Annotated in this window: 15 protein-coding genes; 8 read left to right on the top strand and 7 right to left on the bottom strand. The window is 62.8% G+C overall.

The window, feature by feature from the left end:
- Nucleotides 1-22: 22 nt before the first annotated feature.
- Together KIO76_RS27295 and KIO76_RS27290 are read right to left on the bottom strand one after the other, a co-directional pair.
- Nucleotides 23-514 (bottom strand): DUF2938 family protein, encoded by a 492-nt coding sequence (locus KIO76_RS27295; RefSeq protein ID WP_213326705.1) that lies wholly within the window; start codon nucleotides 512-514, stop codon nucleotides 23-25.
- Nucleotides 515-595: 81 nt separating this feature from the next.
- Nucleotides 596-1,411: an MBL fold metallo-hydrolase gene (locus tag KIO76_RS27290; protein WP_213326704.1), complete on the bottom strand. Its 816-nt coding sequence runs from the start codon at nucleotides 1,409-1,411 to the stop codon at nucleotides 596-598.
- A 347-nt stretch (nucleotides 1,412-1,758) separates the two neighbouring features.
- On the opposite strand from KIO76_RS27290, the gene KIO76_RS27285 reads away from it, so the two are divergent.
- Nucleotides 1,759-3,252: an MFS transporter gene (locus KIO76_RS27285; RefSeq protein ID WP_213326703.1), complete on the top strand. Its 1,494-nt coding sequence runs from the start codon at nucleotides 1,759-1,761 to the stop codon at nucleotides 3,250-3,252.
- Nucleotides 3,253-3,304: 52 nt separating this feature from the next.
- Here KIO76_RS27285 and KIO76_RS27280 read toward each other — a convergent pair whose 3' ends face one another.
- Nucleotides 3,305-3,508 carry a hypothetical protein gene (locus KIO76_RS27280; protein ID WP_213326702.1) on the bottom strand — a complete coding sequence of 68 codons (204 nt, stop codon included), beginning with the start codon at nucleotides 3,506-3,508 and terminating at the stop codon, nucleotides 3,305-3,307.
- Here KIO76_RS27280 and KIO76_RS27275 point away from each other — a divergent pair.
- Nucleotides 3,507-4,223 carry a 4'-phosphopantetheinyl transferase family protein gene (locus KIO76_RS27275; protein WP_213326701.1) on the top strand — a complete coding sequence of 239 codons (717 nt, stop codon included), beginning with the start codon at nucleotides 3,507-3,509 and terminating at the stop codon, nucleotides 4,221-4,223. The two genes, KIO76_RS27280 and KIO76_RS27275, sit on opposite strands and share 2 nt — an antisense overlap.
- A 77-nt stretch (nucleotides 4,224-4,300) precedes the next feature.
- Here KIO76_RS27275 and KIO76_RS27270 read toward each other — a convergent pair whose 3' ends face one another.
- From KIO76_RS27270 to KIO76_RS27255, 4 genes are read right to left on the bottom strand one after another with little or no spacing between them, the layout of a single operon-like run.
- Nucleotides 4,301-4,612, bottom strand: coding sequence for a UxaA family hydrolase (locus KIO76_RS27270; protein ID WP_213326700.1), 312 nt, complete (start codon nucleotides 4,610-4,612; stop codon nucleotides 4,301-4,303).
- A complete protein-coding gene (locus KIO76_RS27265) occupies nucleotides 4,612-5,805 on the bottom strand; it encodes a UxaA family hydrolase (protein WP_213326699.1) in 1,194 nt (397 codons plus the stop codon). The genes KIO76_RS27270 and KIO76_RS27265 overlap by 1 nt, the downstream gene beginning before the upstream one ends.
- 41 nt (nucleotides 5,806-5,846) lie before the next feature.
- Nucleotides 5,847-6,707: an SMP-30/gluconolactonase/LRE family protein gene (locus KIO76_RS27260; protein ID WP_213326698.1), complete on the bottom strand. Its 861-nt coding sequence runs from the start codon at nucleotides 6,705-6,707 to the stop codon at nucleotides 5,847-5,849.
- Complete coding sequence (locus KIO76_RS27255; protein ID WP_213326697.1) at nucleotides 6,704-7,846, bottom strand: LacI family DNA-binding transcriptional regulator; 1,143 nt, start codon at nucleotides 7,844-7,846, stop codon at nucleotides 6,704-6,706. The genes KIO76_RS27260 and KIO76_RS27255 overlap by 4 nt, the downstream gene beginning before the upstream one ends.
- A 38-nt stretch (nucleotides 7,847-7,884) precedes the next feature.
- On the opposite strand from KIO76_RS27255, the gene KIO76_RS27250 reads away from it, so the two are divergent.
- Genes KIO76_RS27250 through KIO76_RS27225 form a run of 6 tightly spaced genes read left to right on the top strand, consistent with a single transcriptional unit; the run spans nucleotide 7,885 to nucleotide 13,593 of the window.
- The gene (locus KIO76_RS27250) at nucleotides 7,885-8,757 is read left to right on the top strand and encodes an ABC transporter permease (protein ID WP_213326696.1); all 873 of its coding nucleotides are present in this window, start codon (nucleotides 7,885-7,887) and stop codon (nucleotides 8,755-8,757) included.
- The gene (locus KIO76_RS27245) at nucleotides 8,754-9,524 is read left to right on the top strand and encodes an ABC transporter permease (protein WP_213326695.1); all 771 of its coding nucleotides are present in this window, start codon (nucleotides 8,754-8,756) and stop codon (nucleotides 9,522-9,524) included. Before KIO76_RS27250 ends, KIO76_RS27245 begins: the two co-directional genes overlap by 4 nt.
- Nucleotides 9,512-10,345, top strand: coding sequence for an ABC transporter ATP-binding protein (locus KIO76_RS27240; protein WP_213326694.1), 834 nt, complete (start codon nucleotides 9,512-9,514; stop codon nucleotides 10,343-10,345). The genes KIO76_RS27245 and KIO76_RS27240 overlap by 13 nt, the downstream gene beginning before the upstream one ends.
- A 46-nt stretch (nucleotides 10,346-10,391) precedes the next feature.
- Entirely contained in the window at nucleotides 10,392-11,615 is a 1,224-nt protein-coding gene (locus KIO76_RS27235; protein WP_213326693.1) for an ABC transporter substrate-binding protein, read from the top strand.
- Entirely contained in the window at nucleotides 11,612-12,550 is a 939-nt protein-coding gene (locus KIO76_RS27230; RefSeq protein ID WP_291975920.1) for an NAD(P)-dependent oxidoreductase, read from the top strand. Before KIO76_RS27235 ends, KIO76_RS27230 begins: the two co-directional genes overlap by 4 nt.
- Nucleotides 12,550-13,593, top strand: coding sequence for an aldo/keto reductase (locus KIO76_RS27225; protein WP_249730061.1), 1,044 nt, complete (start codon nucleotides 12,550-12,552; stop codon nucleotides 13,591-13,593). The genes KIO76_RS27230 and KIO76_RS27225 overlap by 1 nt, the downstream gene beginning before the upstream one ends.
- Nucleotides 13,594-13,749: the final 156 nt, after the last annotated feature.

Here is a 13,749-nt window from a genome sequence, read left to right as displayed (position 1 = left end):
CGCACACCTGCGTATTCATGCGCTAAGCCAACAGCAACGCGGTGCCATAAAGGCCTATCGCGAAGACCACATGCGCAATGATGCCGAGCGCCCTGGCTTTCGTGGGATTGGGCGCCCGGTTGCAGGCAACCCCGTTTCCCATGGCGGGCTGCATAAGGAACCACCCGAGGCCGACGGTGACGAGGCCGACAATGAGCGCCGGGCCGAAAGTCGGCGCGATTGTCCAGTCCGTGCCCCAGATGGCGAGCAGGGCGACGGCAAAGGAAATGCCGACCACATAGTGCATGATCCAGCCGATGGCGTCTTCCCCCGGCAGTGGCGCCGCCTTGGCGACCCCCTCGGGATGGACGAATGTGAGGCGGGGCATGTAACCGAACCAGCGCCCGGGCAGTTTCCAGGACGGGGCGGGACCACTCAGGGCAAAGCGAAGAACCTGCTGCCAGATGTCAAAAAGTAAAGTGGCTCCAATACCGATCGGGATCGCCTTGGCGATCAACTCCCAGACCCCGCCCATGATGCATCCTCGCTTGTCTCTGCGCTGTCTCTGTGATCGATTTTCTGCGGATGCGCAATGCGCGGGCGGGCGGAAGCCGTTTCAGGGCGCAGGCCGGCCAAGCCAGTCGATATGGCGCGCGACCGAAGCCGCCATGGCTTCTCTGCCGCCGGTCTGAATGACGCGGTCCCAGAACGCGCCGTAGATGGCATCATAGGCGAAGGGCTCAACCCGGGCCGCCACCGCTCTCACCGCGTCCTCGCCGAGGGGAATGAGGTTGGGATAGGAGCGCATGAAGCCGAGATGCCTGCGATCGGGAACGACCTGCAGCAGATCCCCCGACAAAATCGCGCCTCGCCCGCCTGCCCCTGCCGCCCAGTGCATCACCGTGCCTCCATCGAAGTGCCCCCCGGTCCGCACGAGCGTGACACCCGGGTCGATCTCCAGGGAATCGCCCTCCCACAAGACGACGCAGGAATCTGGCCGCGTTACCCATTGCCGATCGGCCGCGTTGAGATAGACGGGGATGCCGCCGAACGCGCGGCTCCATTCCACCAGGGTCGTGTAGTAATGTGGATGTGAGATGGCGATCGCCTTGAGACCACCGATGCCGTTGATGAGATCCACCATGGCGTCGCTGACGAGACTGACGCAGTCCCATAAGATATTGCTGCCGCTCGATGGCACGATGAGCGCCCGCTGATTGATCGCGAAAGCCGGCGCCATGCCGACCGCCATCAACTCCTCCTCATAGCGGAAGATCGGCATGTGGGAACGTTGCAGGCGCGCGAGCGTCGTCCACGTCTGGCCCCCCGGCGCCACGAACTGCCGTTCTTCCGCACAAATGATGCAGCGCTCGGGCGGCGCATCTCCCGGCGCATATTGCGTTCCGCAGGTGACGCAGATGAACGCGGTCATGGCCTTGCTCCCGGACTTGGTTCGTTCCGGAGCTATAGGTATAGCGCCCTCACCTGCCGATCCAGCACCTTGTTCTTGGACAGCGCCTGTCCAAGCTCGTCCATGTACCGTTCCGCGAACTGTTGCTACGGGGCGGACGAGCGCCGGGGTTACGATTCGCGGAGCTTTCCTCCAGGTATTGAGCAAATAACGCAAGCATTACATCGCTGATGCAATTCCCTGGAACGTTCCGTTGAAAATTTCGATCTGAGGCACAAGCGATAATCTCGCGCCGGTTTCATTTTAATTGACGCGCCCGCTTATCATCCCTAACACCTCTGGATACCTTCGGACGACGTGCATTTTTCATGTCCCTTCCTCAGCGAACCATCCTCGTCGCAGCTGTTTATCTCGGCACCTTCATGGCAACCCTCGCGATCAGCATCGTGACCGTTGCCCTGCCCGCGATACAGGTCGCATTGCGGACGGATCTGGCTGGCCTGCAATGGGTGGTGGGCTCATACGCGCTTTCACTATCCTCTTTCATGCTCTCGGCAGGCTCCGCGGGGGATCGCTACGGCCGCAAACGGATTTGGCTCCTGGGGGTTGGACTGTTCACGCTCGGGTCCGCAGTTTCGGCGGCAGCGCCTAGCCTCGCGGTTCTCATCGCAGGATGCGCGACGCAGGGCGTCGGCGGCGCTCTCCTTGTTCCCGGCGGGCTGTCGATACTAACCCAGGCGTTCAGCGATCCGCGGGAGCGCGCCCACGTGATTGGCGGCTGGTCTTCATTTGGTGCCGTCTCACTGGTGCTTGGACCGATGCTGGGCGGTCTGCTGGTCGACAACGTCGGCTGGCCCAGCATTTTCCTGATCAACATACCGATAGGCATACTCGCGATCAGCCTTGGCATACGTGGCATCGCCGAGAGTTCCGATCCAACGCATGCGGCTCTCGATCCGTGGGGCCAAGTGCTCAGCATCCTGTTCCTCGGAGCCTTGACCTACGCGCTGATCAGCGTCGGCAGCAGCGGCTGGACAGCTCCGGCCACGCTGACGGCTTTTCTTGTCGCCGCAGTCGCCTTACCGGCCTTCCTCATCATCGAAATGCGGGTAACGCGGCCCGTGCTGCCGCTTGATCTGTTCCGCGATCCGAGCTTCGCCAATATCAACTTCATCTCATTTGTCTTGGGATTCTCGGCTTATACGAGCCTTTTCTTCTTCTCCCTCTTTCTGCAGCAGGCGCAAGGATGGTCGGCATCAGCCACGGGATGGCGCATGTCGCCCGTGTTCATGGCGATGGCGATTATGTCGTCGAACTTCGGCTGGCTGGCGGGGCGCTTCGGCATCCCCCGCCTGATGCTGCTGGGATATGCCTTGATCAGCCTCGCGATGTTGGCGATGAGCACCTTCACTCCAACGACGCCTTATGGGACGATAGCCTTTCTCTTCGCGCTGCTTGGCTGCGGCATGGGACTTGCGGTCCCCTCCACGGGAACCGCCGTCATGATGGCAGCGCCACGCGAGCGAACGGGCGCTGCCTCATCGATGATGAACGCCCTGCGCCAAAGTGGCATGACAGTGGGGATCGCCCTGCTTGGGTCTCTTATGAGCGAGCGCGCCGTCACCTCCCTCACCCGCAATCTTTCATCCCACGCCGTCGCGGACGCCTCAGCCGTAGCAGCGCACCTGATGAAAGGACATGCGCCGGCTCCGGAGCTGGCTGTGGCGCATAGCGTGCTGCGGGCAATGCTCTCGCAGGCCTTCGCCGATGGATTTTCCGTGGCGGCCGTCGTGGCGGGGATTTGCGGCCTGGTCGCGGGGGTGACACTTATTCTTGTCGATCGTAATATTACGCGTCGGTAAGATCGAGGAATATTATCAAACGCTGCGAAGCGCATCCCTGCGTCTCGCCACATCAGGTGTACTCAGTTGCGTCAGCGTCCACATAGATGTCGGCCACCGTGTTCGGGCTTACCTGATCGGGCAGAAGGGCCGCGTCCTGGCTGCCAGTGATGGTCGCCGGCTGGCACCAATGGCTGACGACAAAGACCGGTCTTTTGCGATGGTCGCAACTCACCCTATGATCGCAAATCGCATGACGCGGGGGTCTGGCATTCATGAAGACGTTCCATGCCGAAGTCACCCTCGCGTCTGTCGAGACCGATGCGGCGAAGCTCGCCGCGCTCACCGACGTTCTCGCACCGAGCGAGATCACGCGCGCCGAAGGCTTTCGCCATGCTGCCGACCGCGGCCGCTTCGTGACGGCGCATGGGCTGCTGCGCGCAGCGCTCGGCATGAAGATCGGGCGCCACCCGGCTGCTGTTCCGCTCATTCGCAAGACGAGCGGGCAATGGGTCTGCGAAGAGGACGGCATACATGTCAGCCTCGCCCATTCTGGGACGTATGTCGCTGTGGCGACGGCCGATTGTCCGGCTGGAATCGATATTGAGGAAATCGCGGGCAGCGACGCGCTGGTGCTTGCGCGTGAATGGTTCAGCCCAATGGAGGCGGCCGCCATCGAGGCTGCCCCGCGAGTCCGGCGTGATATTCTGTTCCATCAGTATTGGACAGCCAAGGAAGCCGTCCTCAAGGCGGCAGGGACAGGCCTCTCCGTGCCGCTCGTGGACTTCAGCGTCCCGCCTCCTGATACCGTCCCCCGTGCCATCACGCTGCTGCAGCCTCATCCTCAGCTTGCCGGTCTCGCTGTCGCCAGCCTGCCAACCCCTGCCGGCTATGTGGCCGCGCTCAGCCTGCCTCATGGCGCCTGGACTATCGCGCAGCGCCACGAGGAAGCGGCTGCATTACTCTCCCGCTGCATCGAGGCCCTGCGTTGATTCCAGCTGGCCCTGCCCGTTAAGCGGACTGCCGCGTGAGTAACCCAAGGAGACAGGCCGGTCTCACTGCGGCGACGCTAGTCCATCTTACGCGCGCGACGGCTCGCCATGTTATGCACATGGACATGGGCGCCGGCGGGAATTGCCGCTGTCGCGGTCCCGATCGACTGACCGTATTTCAGGACAGCTTCGCCGATCCCATGACTGCGTAACGCCAGTTTGTGCCCGAGGGGGATGGGCTCGCGGAGCAAGACCTTATGGATACTCCCACCAATCCGCACCTGCGCCTCTCCGGCAAGGTCCCGCAAGGCCACGGCGACCGTGTCGTCAGGATGGATCGCCATCGCATCCCAGGCTTCGCCGGTCTTGGGCGCATGGATGGCGGCCATCAAAATGATCCTCCAAAGCGGGCGAAGCACTCGTCGCCTTCGCCGAAAATCTCGCCCCAGGTCGCAGTGCCCGAGGCGACCGCAAGCATCAGGTCGAACAGCTCGGCCGCGACGGCATCTGCAGCCTTCTCGCCACGGAACAGCGGGCTCGCATCAAAATCAATCTGCTCCGTGAGCACGCGGACGGTGCCGGGATGGCCACTGATCTTGATCGTCGGGGCGAGCCGGCTGCAGAAGCTGTTTCCAGGACCGGTTGTAAACAGCATGATCTGCGCGCCAGCGGCAGCGAAGCCCGTCAACGATTCTGGGGAGAAGCCCGGCCCGTCCATAACATGCAGCCCGGGCGCCGATGGCGGTTCGGCGAAGTCGAGCACGGATCGGATGGGTCGCTCGCCCGCCTTGGCGATCGCGCCGAGCGATTTCTCCTCGATTGACGAGAGCCCGCCGCGCACGTTCTCATGGCCGGGGTTGTTATAGAGCAGGTCGACGCCGAGCGCAGCGACCTCCTGCTCTCGGCGGGTGACGGCAGCGACCACAGCTGCGCCGACGATTGCATCAGCGGCGCGCTCGGCGAGCACATGCTCCGCCCCCAGCCATTCGAGCGTTTCGCCGATGACAGCCGTGCCGCCCAGATCAACGAGGCTGTCGGCGATCGCACCGACGAGGGGGTTGCTTATGATGCCGGAGGTTGCATCCGAATGTCCGCATTCGATGCCGATGAACAGATCGCTGACGGGCACCATGCTGCGGCGCTCCTCCGACAGGTCGCGCGTGAGCCGGCCCCCAAGGCGAATGCCGCGCTCCGTGAGCAGGAGCGCGTCCTCATGGACATCATCGAGCGTGATGATAGCGAGGGGCTTGCCGGACCGCGCCGTGATAGCCGCGCCGAGGCCGTCGGCGCTCGGCCTGTCGACGCCGACGATCAATGTCGCACCGATGTTGGGATGGCAACCGAGACCGACCAGCTGCGCGGTATGCATGGCCTTGTCGGGCCCAAGCTGGCCCCGCCCGTAGGGTGTCGCAACACATGTGCTCCCGGGCAAGGCCGCCGCGATGCGATGGGCCGCGGGCGCGATCAACCCGTTGATCCCGAGCACGAGCAAGCCATTGCGAACACCCGCCCGGCCGTGCGCGCGCGGAAAACCAAGGAAGCTCGCAGTGTCACCCTGCATCACTTCTTGAACCTTCCCCATTCTATTCTTCCTTTGGACGTCACTGTTGTCAGTCGTCGCGATCAGCCGGCGTAGAAGGGCTCAGGAAGCCCTGCAACGCCGGGCTCGAAGGCGAGCACCGCGCCGGCGAGCGGCTCCGCCTCCCGCTGCTGCGGGGTAAGACCCTGCGTCGCGGTGGTGACGAAAAGCGTGCGCAGCCCCGGCCCGCCGAAGCTGCAGGAGGTGGGATTGGAGACAGGTAATGACACGAGCGTGTCAAGGCGTCCATCCGGCGAGAAGCGCGCCAAGCGGCCCGCGCCGAAGCGCGCGTTCCAGACGAAGCCTTCCGCGTCGACGGTCGCGCCATCGGGCTTGCCGGGCGCCACGCCGGCCGGGACGAATGGCCTTCGCCCCTTGATCTCACCGGTATCGACATCGAGATCCAGGCACTCGATCGCACCGCGTGAGGAATCGGCGAAATAGGCCCTGTCGCCCGTCGGGGAGAAACAGATCGCGTTGGGAACTGTCAAGCCGTCAAGGACCCTTTTGCAGGACACACCAGGACCGACGCAATAGAGGCTTCCCGTGGTGGCGCGTCCGAAATCCCACATCGTCGAGAACCAGATGCGCCCTCGCGCGTCGCATCGCGAGTCATTGATGCGATTATCCGCGTGGCCTTCCTCCACCGGCAGCAGCGGCAGCAAAGCCGCGGTGGCGGTATCGAACGCATAAAGGCCGGACTTCAGTCCCAGAACAAGCCCTCCTCCACGACGCAACATCACCGCACCCGCGAGCTCGGGCAGCGGCCACCGCGTCACAACGCCGTTTGCGTCAAGTCTGGCCACGGACGGCGCGCGAATGTCGACCCAATAAAGTGCTTCTTCGCACTGCGACCAAACCGGCGATTCGCCCAGCACGTCTATTGCCTGTGTGACGGCCCTCACGTTGCTTTTCCCCTCGCCTTCTTCTTGGCCACAGCCGGCGCGTTCCGGCCGGTTGCAGCCGTCGAGCCACGCCTGATGATCTCGAATCCCATGTCGACGACGCGCTGTTCGACCGGCAACCCGGCCACACGGTCGAGCAGCATTGTGGCGGCACGAGCGCCGATCTCGAAACGCGGGATCCGCACCGTCGTGAGCGACGGATTGAGATTTTCGGCGATTTCCAAACCCTCGAAACCGGCGAGGGCGAGGTCCTCCGGCACGCGAATGCCGAGACGCTGCGCCTCAAACAGCGCGCCCGCGGCGATATAGTCACCGGTGCAAAACAGCGCCTCGACGTCCGGCCGCCGATCGATCAGTGCGCGCAGTTCGCGGCCACCCGCCTTCAGGCTCATCTCCAATTCCACGACTAAGCCGGGATCAAGATCGAGCCCGCAATCGCGCACCGCAGCACGGTATCCTGCCTGTCGCTCGCTCTGCCGCTCATTGTCCTTCGTGAAGGTCGTGAAGAGCGCCACCTTACGGTAACCTTGCTCGGCCAACATGCGGGTGACGTCATAGGTTGCGTCGAAATTTGAGAAGCCGACGGCCATATCGATGGGATCCTGCGGCAGGATCGCGATCTCAACTGTCGGAATCGCATTGTCCCGCAGCATCTTGCGGGTCCTGGTGGTATGGGTCGCGCCTGTCAGATAGATGCCGTCAACCCGCCGGGCGAGGAATTCAGCGACGATGGTCTCTTCATCCTTCGGTGCGAATTCGCTGTTGCCGAGGAGCAGATGATAACCGCGCGCCTTGAGAACATGGCCGAAACCGTCGGCGAAATCGGCAGCGATCGAGTTGCGCAGGGTTGGAATAACCGCGCCGATGGTCATCGTCTGGTTTGACGACAGGCTGCTCGCCACGCGGTTCGGAATATAGCCGGTCGCCGCGATGGCAACCGAGATCTTCTTGCGCGTTTCTTCAGACACGAGATGCGGAAAGGAGATGGCGCGCGAAACGGTCATCGGCGCGACCCCTGCGAGCCGCGCCACATCGCGAATGCCGGCGCGCTTCATTCCGCGCCCTGGAGGTTCCGAGACATCGACCATGCCTGTCGCATACTCTCGTCGCTTGACGTTGTCGAATGATACCGGTACCATTCTTCGCAATTCAACAAAAATCGTTTGGGAGGAGCCCATTGGCGGCTCGACAAGACAACGGCATCGCCGCATCAGCGGCCAAGGACATGCGCGCCTATGCCAATTCGCGTGCTGCTTGGCCCTCGCCTGCAATGGTGCGCTTGCTCGGCTGGCTGAGCGCCTTCCTCGTCTATCTGCGTTCGATGGCCGTGTTCCTTGTGGTCTGGCATCTCGGCTCGATGTGGGTGGCCAACCCTATTCTTCTGCCTTCGCCGCTCGACAGCTTCGAGGCCTTGCTTGAACTCTTTGCCGATGGAGAAATATTCAGCAATGTAGCGGCAAGCTTATCTCGGCTCGCGGTGAGCTTCGGGCTTGCGCTCATATGTGGAATTGCCCTCGGCTTTGCCATGGGCCTCTATCGTACCGTCTTCGAACTCGTTGATCCCCTTATCGAGCTGCTGCGGCCGATCTCCGGTATCGCCTGGATCCCGCTTGGCATGTTCATTCTGGGTGTTGGCGAAGCTCTGCCGACAGCAATCATGTTCTATGGCGCCTTTTTCCCCATCGTCATCAATACTGTCGTCGGCGTCACATCCGTCAATCCCGGCCTGATCCACGCCGCCCGGGTTCTCGGCGTCAACCAGCACTCCATCGTGCGCCACGTTGTTCTGCCGGCTGCCTTGCCGAATATTCTGGTGGGCGCCCGGCTTGGAGCCGGCGCGGGTTGGATGGCAATGGTTGCTGCTGAACTTATCGGTGCGCCATCGGGGCTCGGTTTCGCCATCGAGTGGTACCGGGAATTGCTGATGACTCCGAAAGTATTGGCATTCGTCTTCATCATCGGTCTTCTCGGCTATCTCTTCGACCGGCTGTTGCGAGGCCTCCAAAGCCGGCTGACGCCGTGGTCGCAGGCGGGGGGGACTGTCGCGTGAACCTCCAGCTCCGCTACAAGCCCTTCGTCCTGCCTCTACTGCTTCTCGCTGTCTGGCAGATCGCGGCCATGACTTACGCCTCGACGAGCCGCATGCCGGTTCCAGCCGAGGTCGTCGCCACGGGCTGGCAGCTTCTGTCCAGCGGTGAGCTCCCGCTTGCGATGATCCAAAGCCTGCAGCGCGTTCTCCTTGGCTTCGCTTGCGCCGCATCGCTCGCGCTCGTCCTCGGAACAGCCATGGCAGCCTTCGAGCCCGTGGGTCGCAACCTTGATCCGATCGTCGAGAGCTTCCGGCCAATCGCGCCCATCGCGCTGCTGCCCCTCGCCATCCTATGGTTCGGCACGGGAACGCCAGCTGCGGCCTTCATCGTCGGCTATGCGGCCTTCTTTCCGATGCTCGTCAACACCATTCACGGCGTGCGCAGCATTGACCAGGGGCTTATCCGGGCAGCGCGCACGCTCGGCGTCGGCAAGGCCACGATCCTGAGAACCATCGTTCTGCCGGGCGCGCTCCCCAATCTCTTCGTCGGCGCGCGGCTCGCGCTCGGCATGGCCTGGACATCGATCATCGCCGCCGAGCTCGCCGTCGGCGCAAAGGCCGGCGGAGGCTCCTCAGGCGGCATCGGCCAGATGATGTTCGTGTTCTACGCCTACAGCGTCGATCTCTCCGGTATAATCGTCTGCATGATCGGCGTCGGGTTGGTTGCGCTGGTCATTGATCGCGGCATACGCGCTATCGAACACTGGATGATCCCATGGAAGCGTTAGATTTAGCGGTACCCAAGATCCGCCTTGAGGGGATCACGAAGGAATATATTGCGCCGCGGACCGGCCAGCGCACGCTCGCAATCTCCGACGTGTCTCTGGACATTTTCCAGGGCGAGTTCCTGTGCATCGTTGGGCCCTCCGGTTGTGGCAAGAGCACGATCCTGAATATGATCGCCGGGCTCGCCGCACCGTCCCGGGGCGGCTTGACGATGGACGACAAGCCCATTCGCGCGCCCGGGGCCGAAAGGGGAGTGGTCTTCCAGGACTATGCGCTTTTTCCGTGGAAAACCGTGCGCGAGAATATCGAATTCGGCCCGCGCTACAGGGCGTCGGCGCCGATGCCCGCAACTGAGCGCGACAAGCTTGTGCGCCATTATATCGATCTTGTCTCGCTGACGGGCTCAGAAGCGAAGTATCCGCATGAACTCTCCGGCGGCATGCGCCAGCGCTGCGCTTTCGCGCGGGCGCTTGCGAACGAGCCTGAAGTCTTGCTCATGGACGAGCCATTTGCCGCGCTCGATGCGCAGACGCGCCTGATCCTTCAGGAAGAACTGCTGCGCATCTGGGGAGAAGATTTACCGCGCGCCAAGCGCAAGACGGTCGTCTTCATTACCCATGGCATCGATGAAGCTGTCTTTCTGGCCGACCGCGTCGCGGTCATGAGCAACAATCCGGGACATATCAAAACGCTTATGACGATCGATTTGCCGCGACCTCGCCGCGAGAGCCTGCGCGCGACAGCGGAGTTCCAGAAGCTCGCGGACGACATCTGGCAGCTCATCCGCCATGAGGCCTATGAGGCGACGATAGACAGGCACTGAACTTCATAATGAACACCGCACGAAGCGGACAAGGGAGGGACAAGGCATGACAGAGAAACAATTTTCCCGGCGGCGCTTCATCGCCACCGCAGCTGCCGCAGGTACGGCGCTAGTCGCCGCACCGCACCTTGCGCGGGCGCAAGAAGCCAAGATTTCAATCGGCCGTCAGCCCTGGGCCGCGGGTAATTCGCCGACAACACAATATATGATCAACAACAAGACTTTCGAAAAGAAAGCGAAGGAGCTCGGCTACGACCTCACGGTCGACTGGCGCGACTACCCGTCTGCGCAGCCCATGGTCGAAGCATTCGTCAGTAATAACCTCGACCTCGGCATGTGGGGCAACACGCCAATCATTCGTGGCCTCGCGGCCAAGCAGCCCTGGAGCGTCCTCAATGTGGGCGAGGGCCATTTCCGCTTCGTCGTTGCGACCCGGGCCGATTCCAACATCCGGAACATTCAGGATCTCAAGGGCAAGACCGTTGGCGCACTTCTTGGTGGCGACCCCTACAACGCGTTTTCCCAGATCATTCTCGCGGAACTTGGGTCGGGCAATCCGCGCGACTTCGACATCAAGATGATCAACACGCCGACCCAGGCGCAGGCCGCCACCATTCCACGCGGCATGGATGCGGCGGTCCTCATCTATCCGGCCTTTCTCAAGGCCCAGAAGGAGGTGGGCACGGTCGGGATCGTCAATTCCTTCGGTTATACGGAGGATCACTACAAGGGTCCGGCCGGAGAAGGCGCTGGACATCTCCTGGAATCGGTCAAAAAGTCGGCCTTCTACCCCGATGGATATTATCTCCATCGATCCTTCTGGATGGCGCGTGACAGTCTGCTTGAGCAGAATCCGAAGCTCGCGGTCGCCTTCATGGTAGCCATGCAGGAAGCGGTTGATGCTCTCGGCGGTATGTCGCCGGCTGCGATATCGGACAGCGTGGAAAAATATTGGGGACTGCCATCCGACCTCGGCGCCAAGGTGGTTGGAGACGAGGTGCTCTTCAAACGCGGCTGGATCTGGCCGACCCAGGGGGACGTCGGTGCCATCGTCGAGACATCGAAGTTCATGGTGGAAGGCAAGCTCATCCCGGCGCCTCTCGAATGGAGTGTTGTGCTCGACAATGTCGGCAAGGCCGCGCCGCTGATGCGCCAAGCCTATGAGATGGCCGGTTCGAAGCCGGAAATGAGCGCTTTCACGGCAAGCGACGCGAGCGATCTGCGTGGTCTCCCGACATGGGAGCGTGAGCGCTGGACAGTCAAGAAGTGAGCAACGGCGTCGAGCCGAAGAGGACAGTAAAGATGGATAGAATCGGGTTTCTCGGGCTTGGCACGATGGGCGGTCCGATGGCGCGCAACATTCTGCGCAAAGGCTATGTGGTCAAGGGTTTCGACCTCAATCCGGCCGCCATCGAAGCCCATGTCGCGGCGGGCGGTGAGGCGGCGCGCTCGCTCAGCGACGTCGCCGAGGGGGCCGATGTCGTCATCACCATGCTGCCCGACGGGCCCGACGTGGAAAAGGCAGTCCTAGGCGAAGGTGGGCTCATCCACGTGATGAAGCCGGGCTCGGTCCTCATCGATATGAGCACGATCGACCCGGCCGTGACGCGCCGGGTCGGCGCGGCACTGGCCGCAAAAGGTATCGTCATGGTCGACAGCCCCGTCGGCAAGACGGTCGATCACGCGATCGCCGGCACCTTGACATTGATGGTGGGCGGGGACACGGCCGCCATCGAACGGGTGCGTCCCATCCTCCATTGCATGGGTGCGGACCTTTTCCACTGCGGCGCGCTCGGCATGGGAGAGGCCCTGAAGCTGACCAACAATTTCCTCGCCGCGACCATTCTCTCCGCGACGACCGAGGCTCTCGTCATGGGCACGAAGGCGGGGCTCTCTCTCGAGCTGATGACCGACGTCATGCGCACGACGATGGCGTGGAACAACCAGCTCGCCGTTGCGCTGCCGAAAAAGGGCCTGTCTGGCGACTTCAGCGCCGGTTTCATGGTGAAGCTGGGCGAGAAGGATCAGCGCCTCGCCATCGCCATGGGCGAAGCCCTCGGCGTCGAGACACCCGTTGGTGCCGCCGCCCATGCCACCCTTCGGGAAGCGAAGAATTCCGGGCTTGCCGACCTCGACGTGACCTCAATATTGCGCCTGCGCGAGGAGAAAGCGGGCGTGACGGTGCGCATGAAGCAGGGCGTATGATGACCATGACACGATCGCCTGCGAACGAAGGGCTGCTGCCAACGCGGCCACTTGGTCGCAGCGGGCTCGACATTTCGGTGCTGGGCTTTGGCGCAGCGCCCTTGGGCGGCATCTATCGCAGCCTGAGCAATGCTGAGGCCGAGCAGACCGTCGCCGCGGCGCTCGATTGCGGCCTACGCTATTTCGACGTCGCGCCCTTCTATGGTCTCGGGCGCGCCGAGCGTCGCCTGGGCGACGCTCTACGCGACAGGCGCGAGGAGTGCGTTCTCTCGACGAAGATAGGCCGGCTCCTGCGCCCGCCGGCGAGCGGTGTCAGGCCCCAAAGCATGTATGTCGATCCGCTGCCCTTCGAGGTCGTGTTCGACTACAGCTATGATGGGGTCATGCGCTCGCTCGAGGACAGCCAGCAGCGCATGGGACTCCTCGCCTTCGACATCGTCTTCATTCATGACGTGAATAGGCGATGGCACGGAGACGAAGTCGATCGGCGCTTCGATGAAGTCATGGGGGGCGGCTACCGCGCCCTCGATGAATTGCGGCGATCCGGCCAGGTGAAAGCCATCGGTGTCGGCGTCAACGATAGCGACATCCTCGTTCGCTTTGCCGATGCCGGACAGTTCGACTGCTTCATGCTCGCGGGGCGCTACACGCTGCTGGAACAGACGCCGCTCGATACGCTGTTTCCCCGATGTGAGCGCGAGGGCATATCGGTGATAGCGGCCGCGCCCTTCAATTCGGGGATACTCGCAACGGGCGCACGCGACGGGGCGAAATATTTCTATACCGACGCGCCGGCTGACATTCTCGACCGCACCCGCCGCATCGAAGCTATTTGTGAGCGCCACGGCGTTCCCTTGATCGCCGCCGCGCTGCAGTTCGCGCTAGGACATACACTCGTTGCGAGTGTCGCCACGGGCTTCAGCTCGCCAGAGGAAGTGAAACAGGCCGCGGAGATGATCCAGCTCCCTATCCCCATGGGCTTCTGGGACGAGCTGAAGGCGGCCGGACTGATACGCCAGGATAGTCCGGTCCGGCTGGCCTGAGACCAAGCAGGCCGCCCCGGGCCTCTTCCCGGCTGGAGAGGGAGAAGGGAAACAGCTGCGAGGTGAGGCGCCTCCCCTCACCCGCGGACGGCAACGCGGCTGCTGCCATATTGCCCATGGACCGGGACTGCAGAGGACCGCACCTCTCGGGATAGC

It is taken from the genome of Chelatococcus sp. YT9 (assembly GCF_018398315.1).
Classification (GTDB): domain Bacteria; phylum Pseudomonadota; class Alphaproteobacteria; order Rhizobiales; family Beijerinckiaceae; genus Chelatococcus.
Note: the sequence above shows the minus strand (reverse complement) of the source record. Positions and strands in the feature narration are given on the sequence as shown.

Bases quoted from the DNA above. Each gene is read 5' to 3' on its own strand.
- KIO76_RS27270 (WP_213326700.1), bottom strand. From the start codon at position 4,612: ATGGCCGCCATCCATGCGCCCAAGACCGGCGAAGCCTGGGATGCGATG.
- KIO76_RS27280 (WP_213326702.1), bottom strand. From the start codon at position 3,508: ATGAATGCCAGACCCCCGCGTCATGCGATTTGCGATCATAGGGTGAGT.
- KIO76_RS27290 (WP_213326704.1), bottom strand. From the start codon at position 1,411: ATGACCGCGTTCATCTGCGTCACCTGCGGAACGCAATATGCGCCGGGA.
- KIO76_RS27295 (WP_213326705.1), bottom strand. From the start codon at position 514: ATGGGCGGGGTCTGGGAGTTGATCGCCAAGGCGATCCCGATCGGTATT.
- KIO76_RS27225 (WP_249730061.1), top strand. From the start codon at position 12,550: ATGACCATGACACGATCGCCTGCGAACGAAGGGCTGCTGCCAACGCGG.
- KIO76_RS27235 (WP_213326693.1), top strand. From the start codon at position 10,392: ATGACAGAGAAACAATTTTCCCGGCGGCGCTTCATCGCCACCGCAGCT.
- KIO76_RS27265 (WP_213326699.1), bottom strand. From the start codon at position 5,805: ATGGGGAAGGTTCAAGAAGTGATGCAGGGTGACACTGCGAGCTTCCTT.
- KIO76_RS27255 (WP_213326697.1), bottom strand. From the start codon at position 7,846: ATGGTACCGGTATCATTCGACAACGTCAAGCGACGAGAGTATGCGACA.
- KIO76_RS27275 (WP_213326701.1), top strand. From the start codon at position 3,507: ATGAAGACGTTCCATGCCGAAGTCACCCTCGCGTCTGTCGAGACCGAT.
- KIO76_RS27240 (WP_213326694.1), top strand. From the start codon at position 9,512: ATGGAAGCGTTAGATTTAGCGGTACCCAAGATCCGCCTTGAGGGGATC.
- KIO76_RS27285 (WP_213326703.1), top strand. From the start codon at position 1,759: ATGTCCCTTCCTCAGCGAACCATCCTCGTCGCAGCTGTTTATCTCGGC.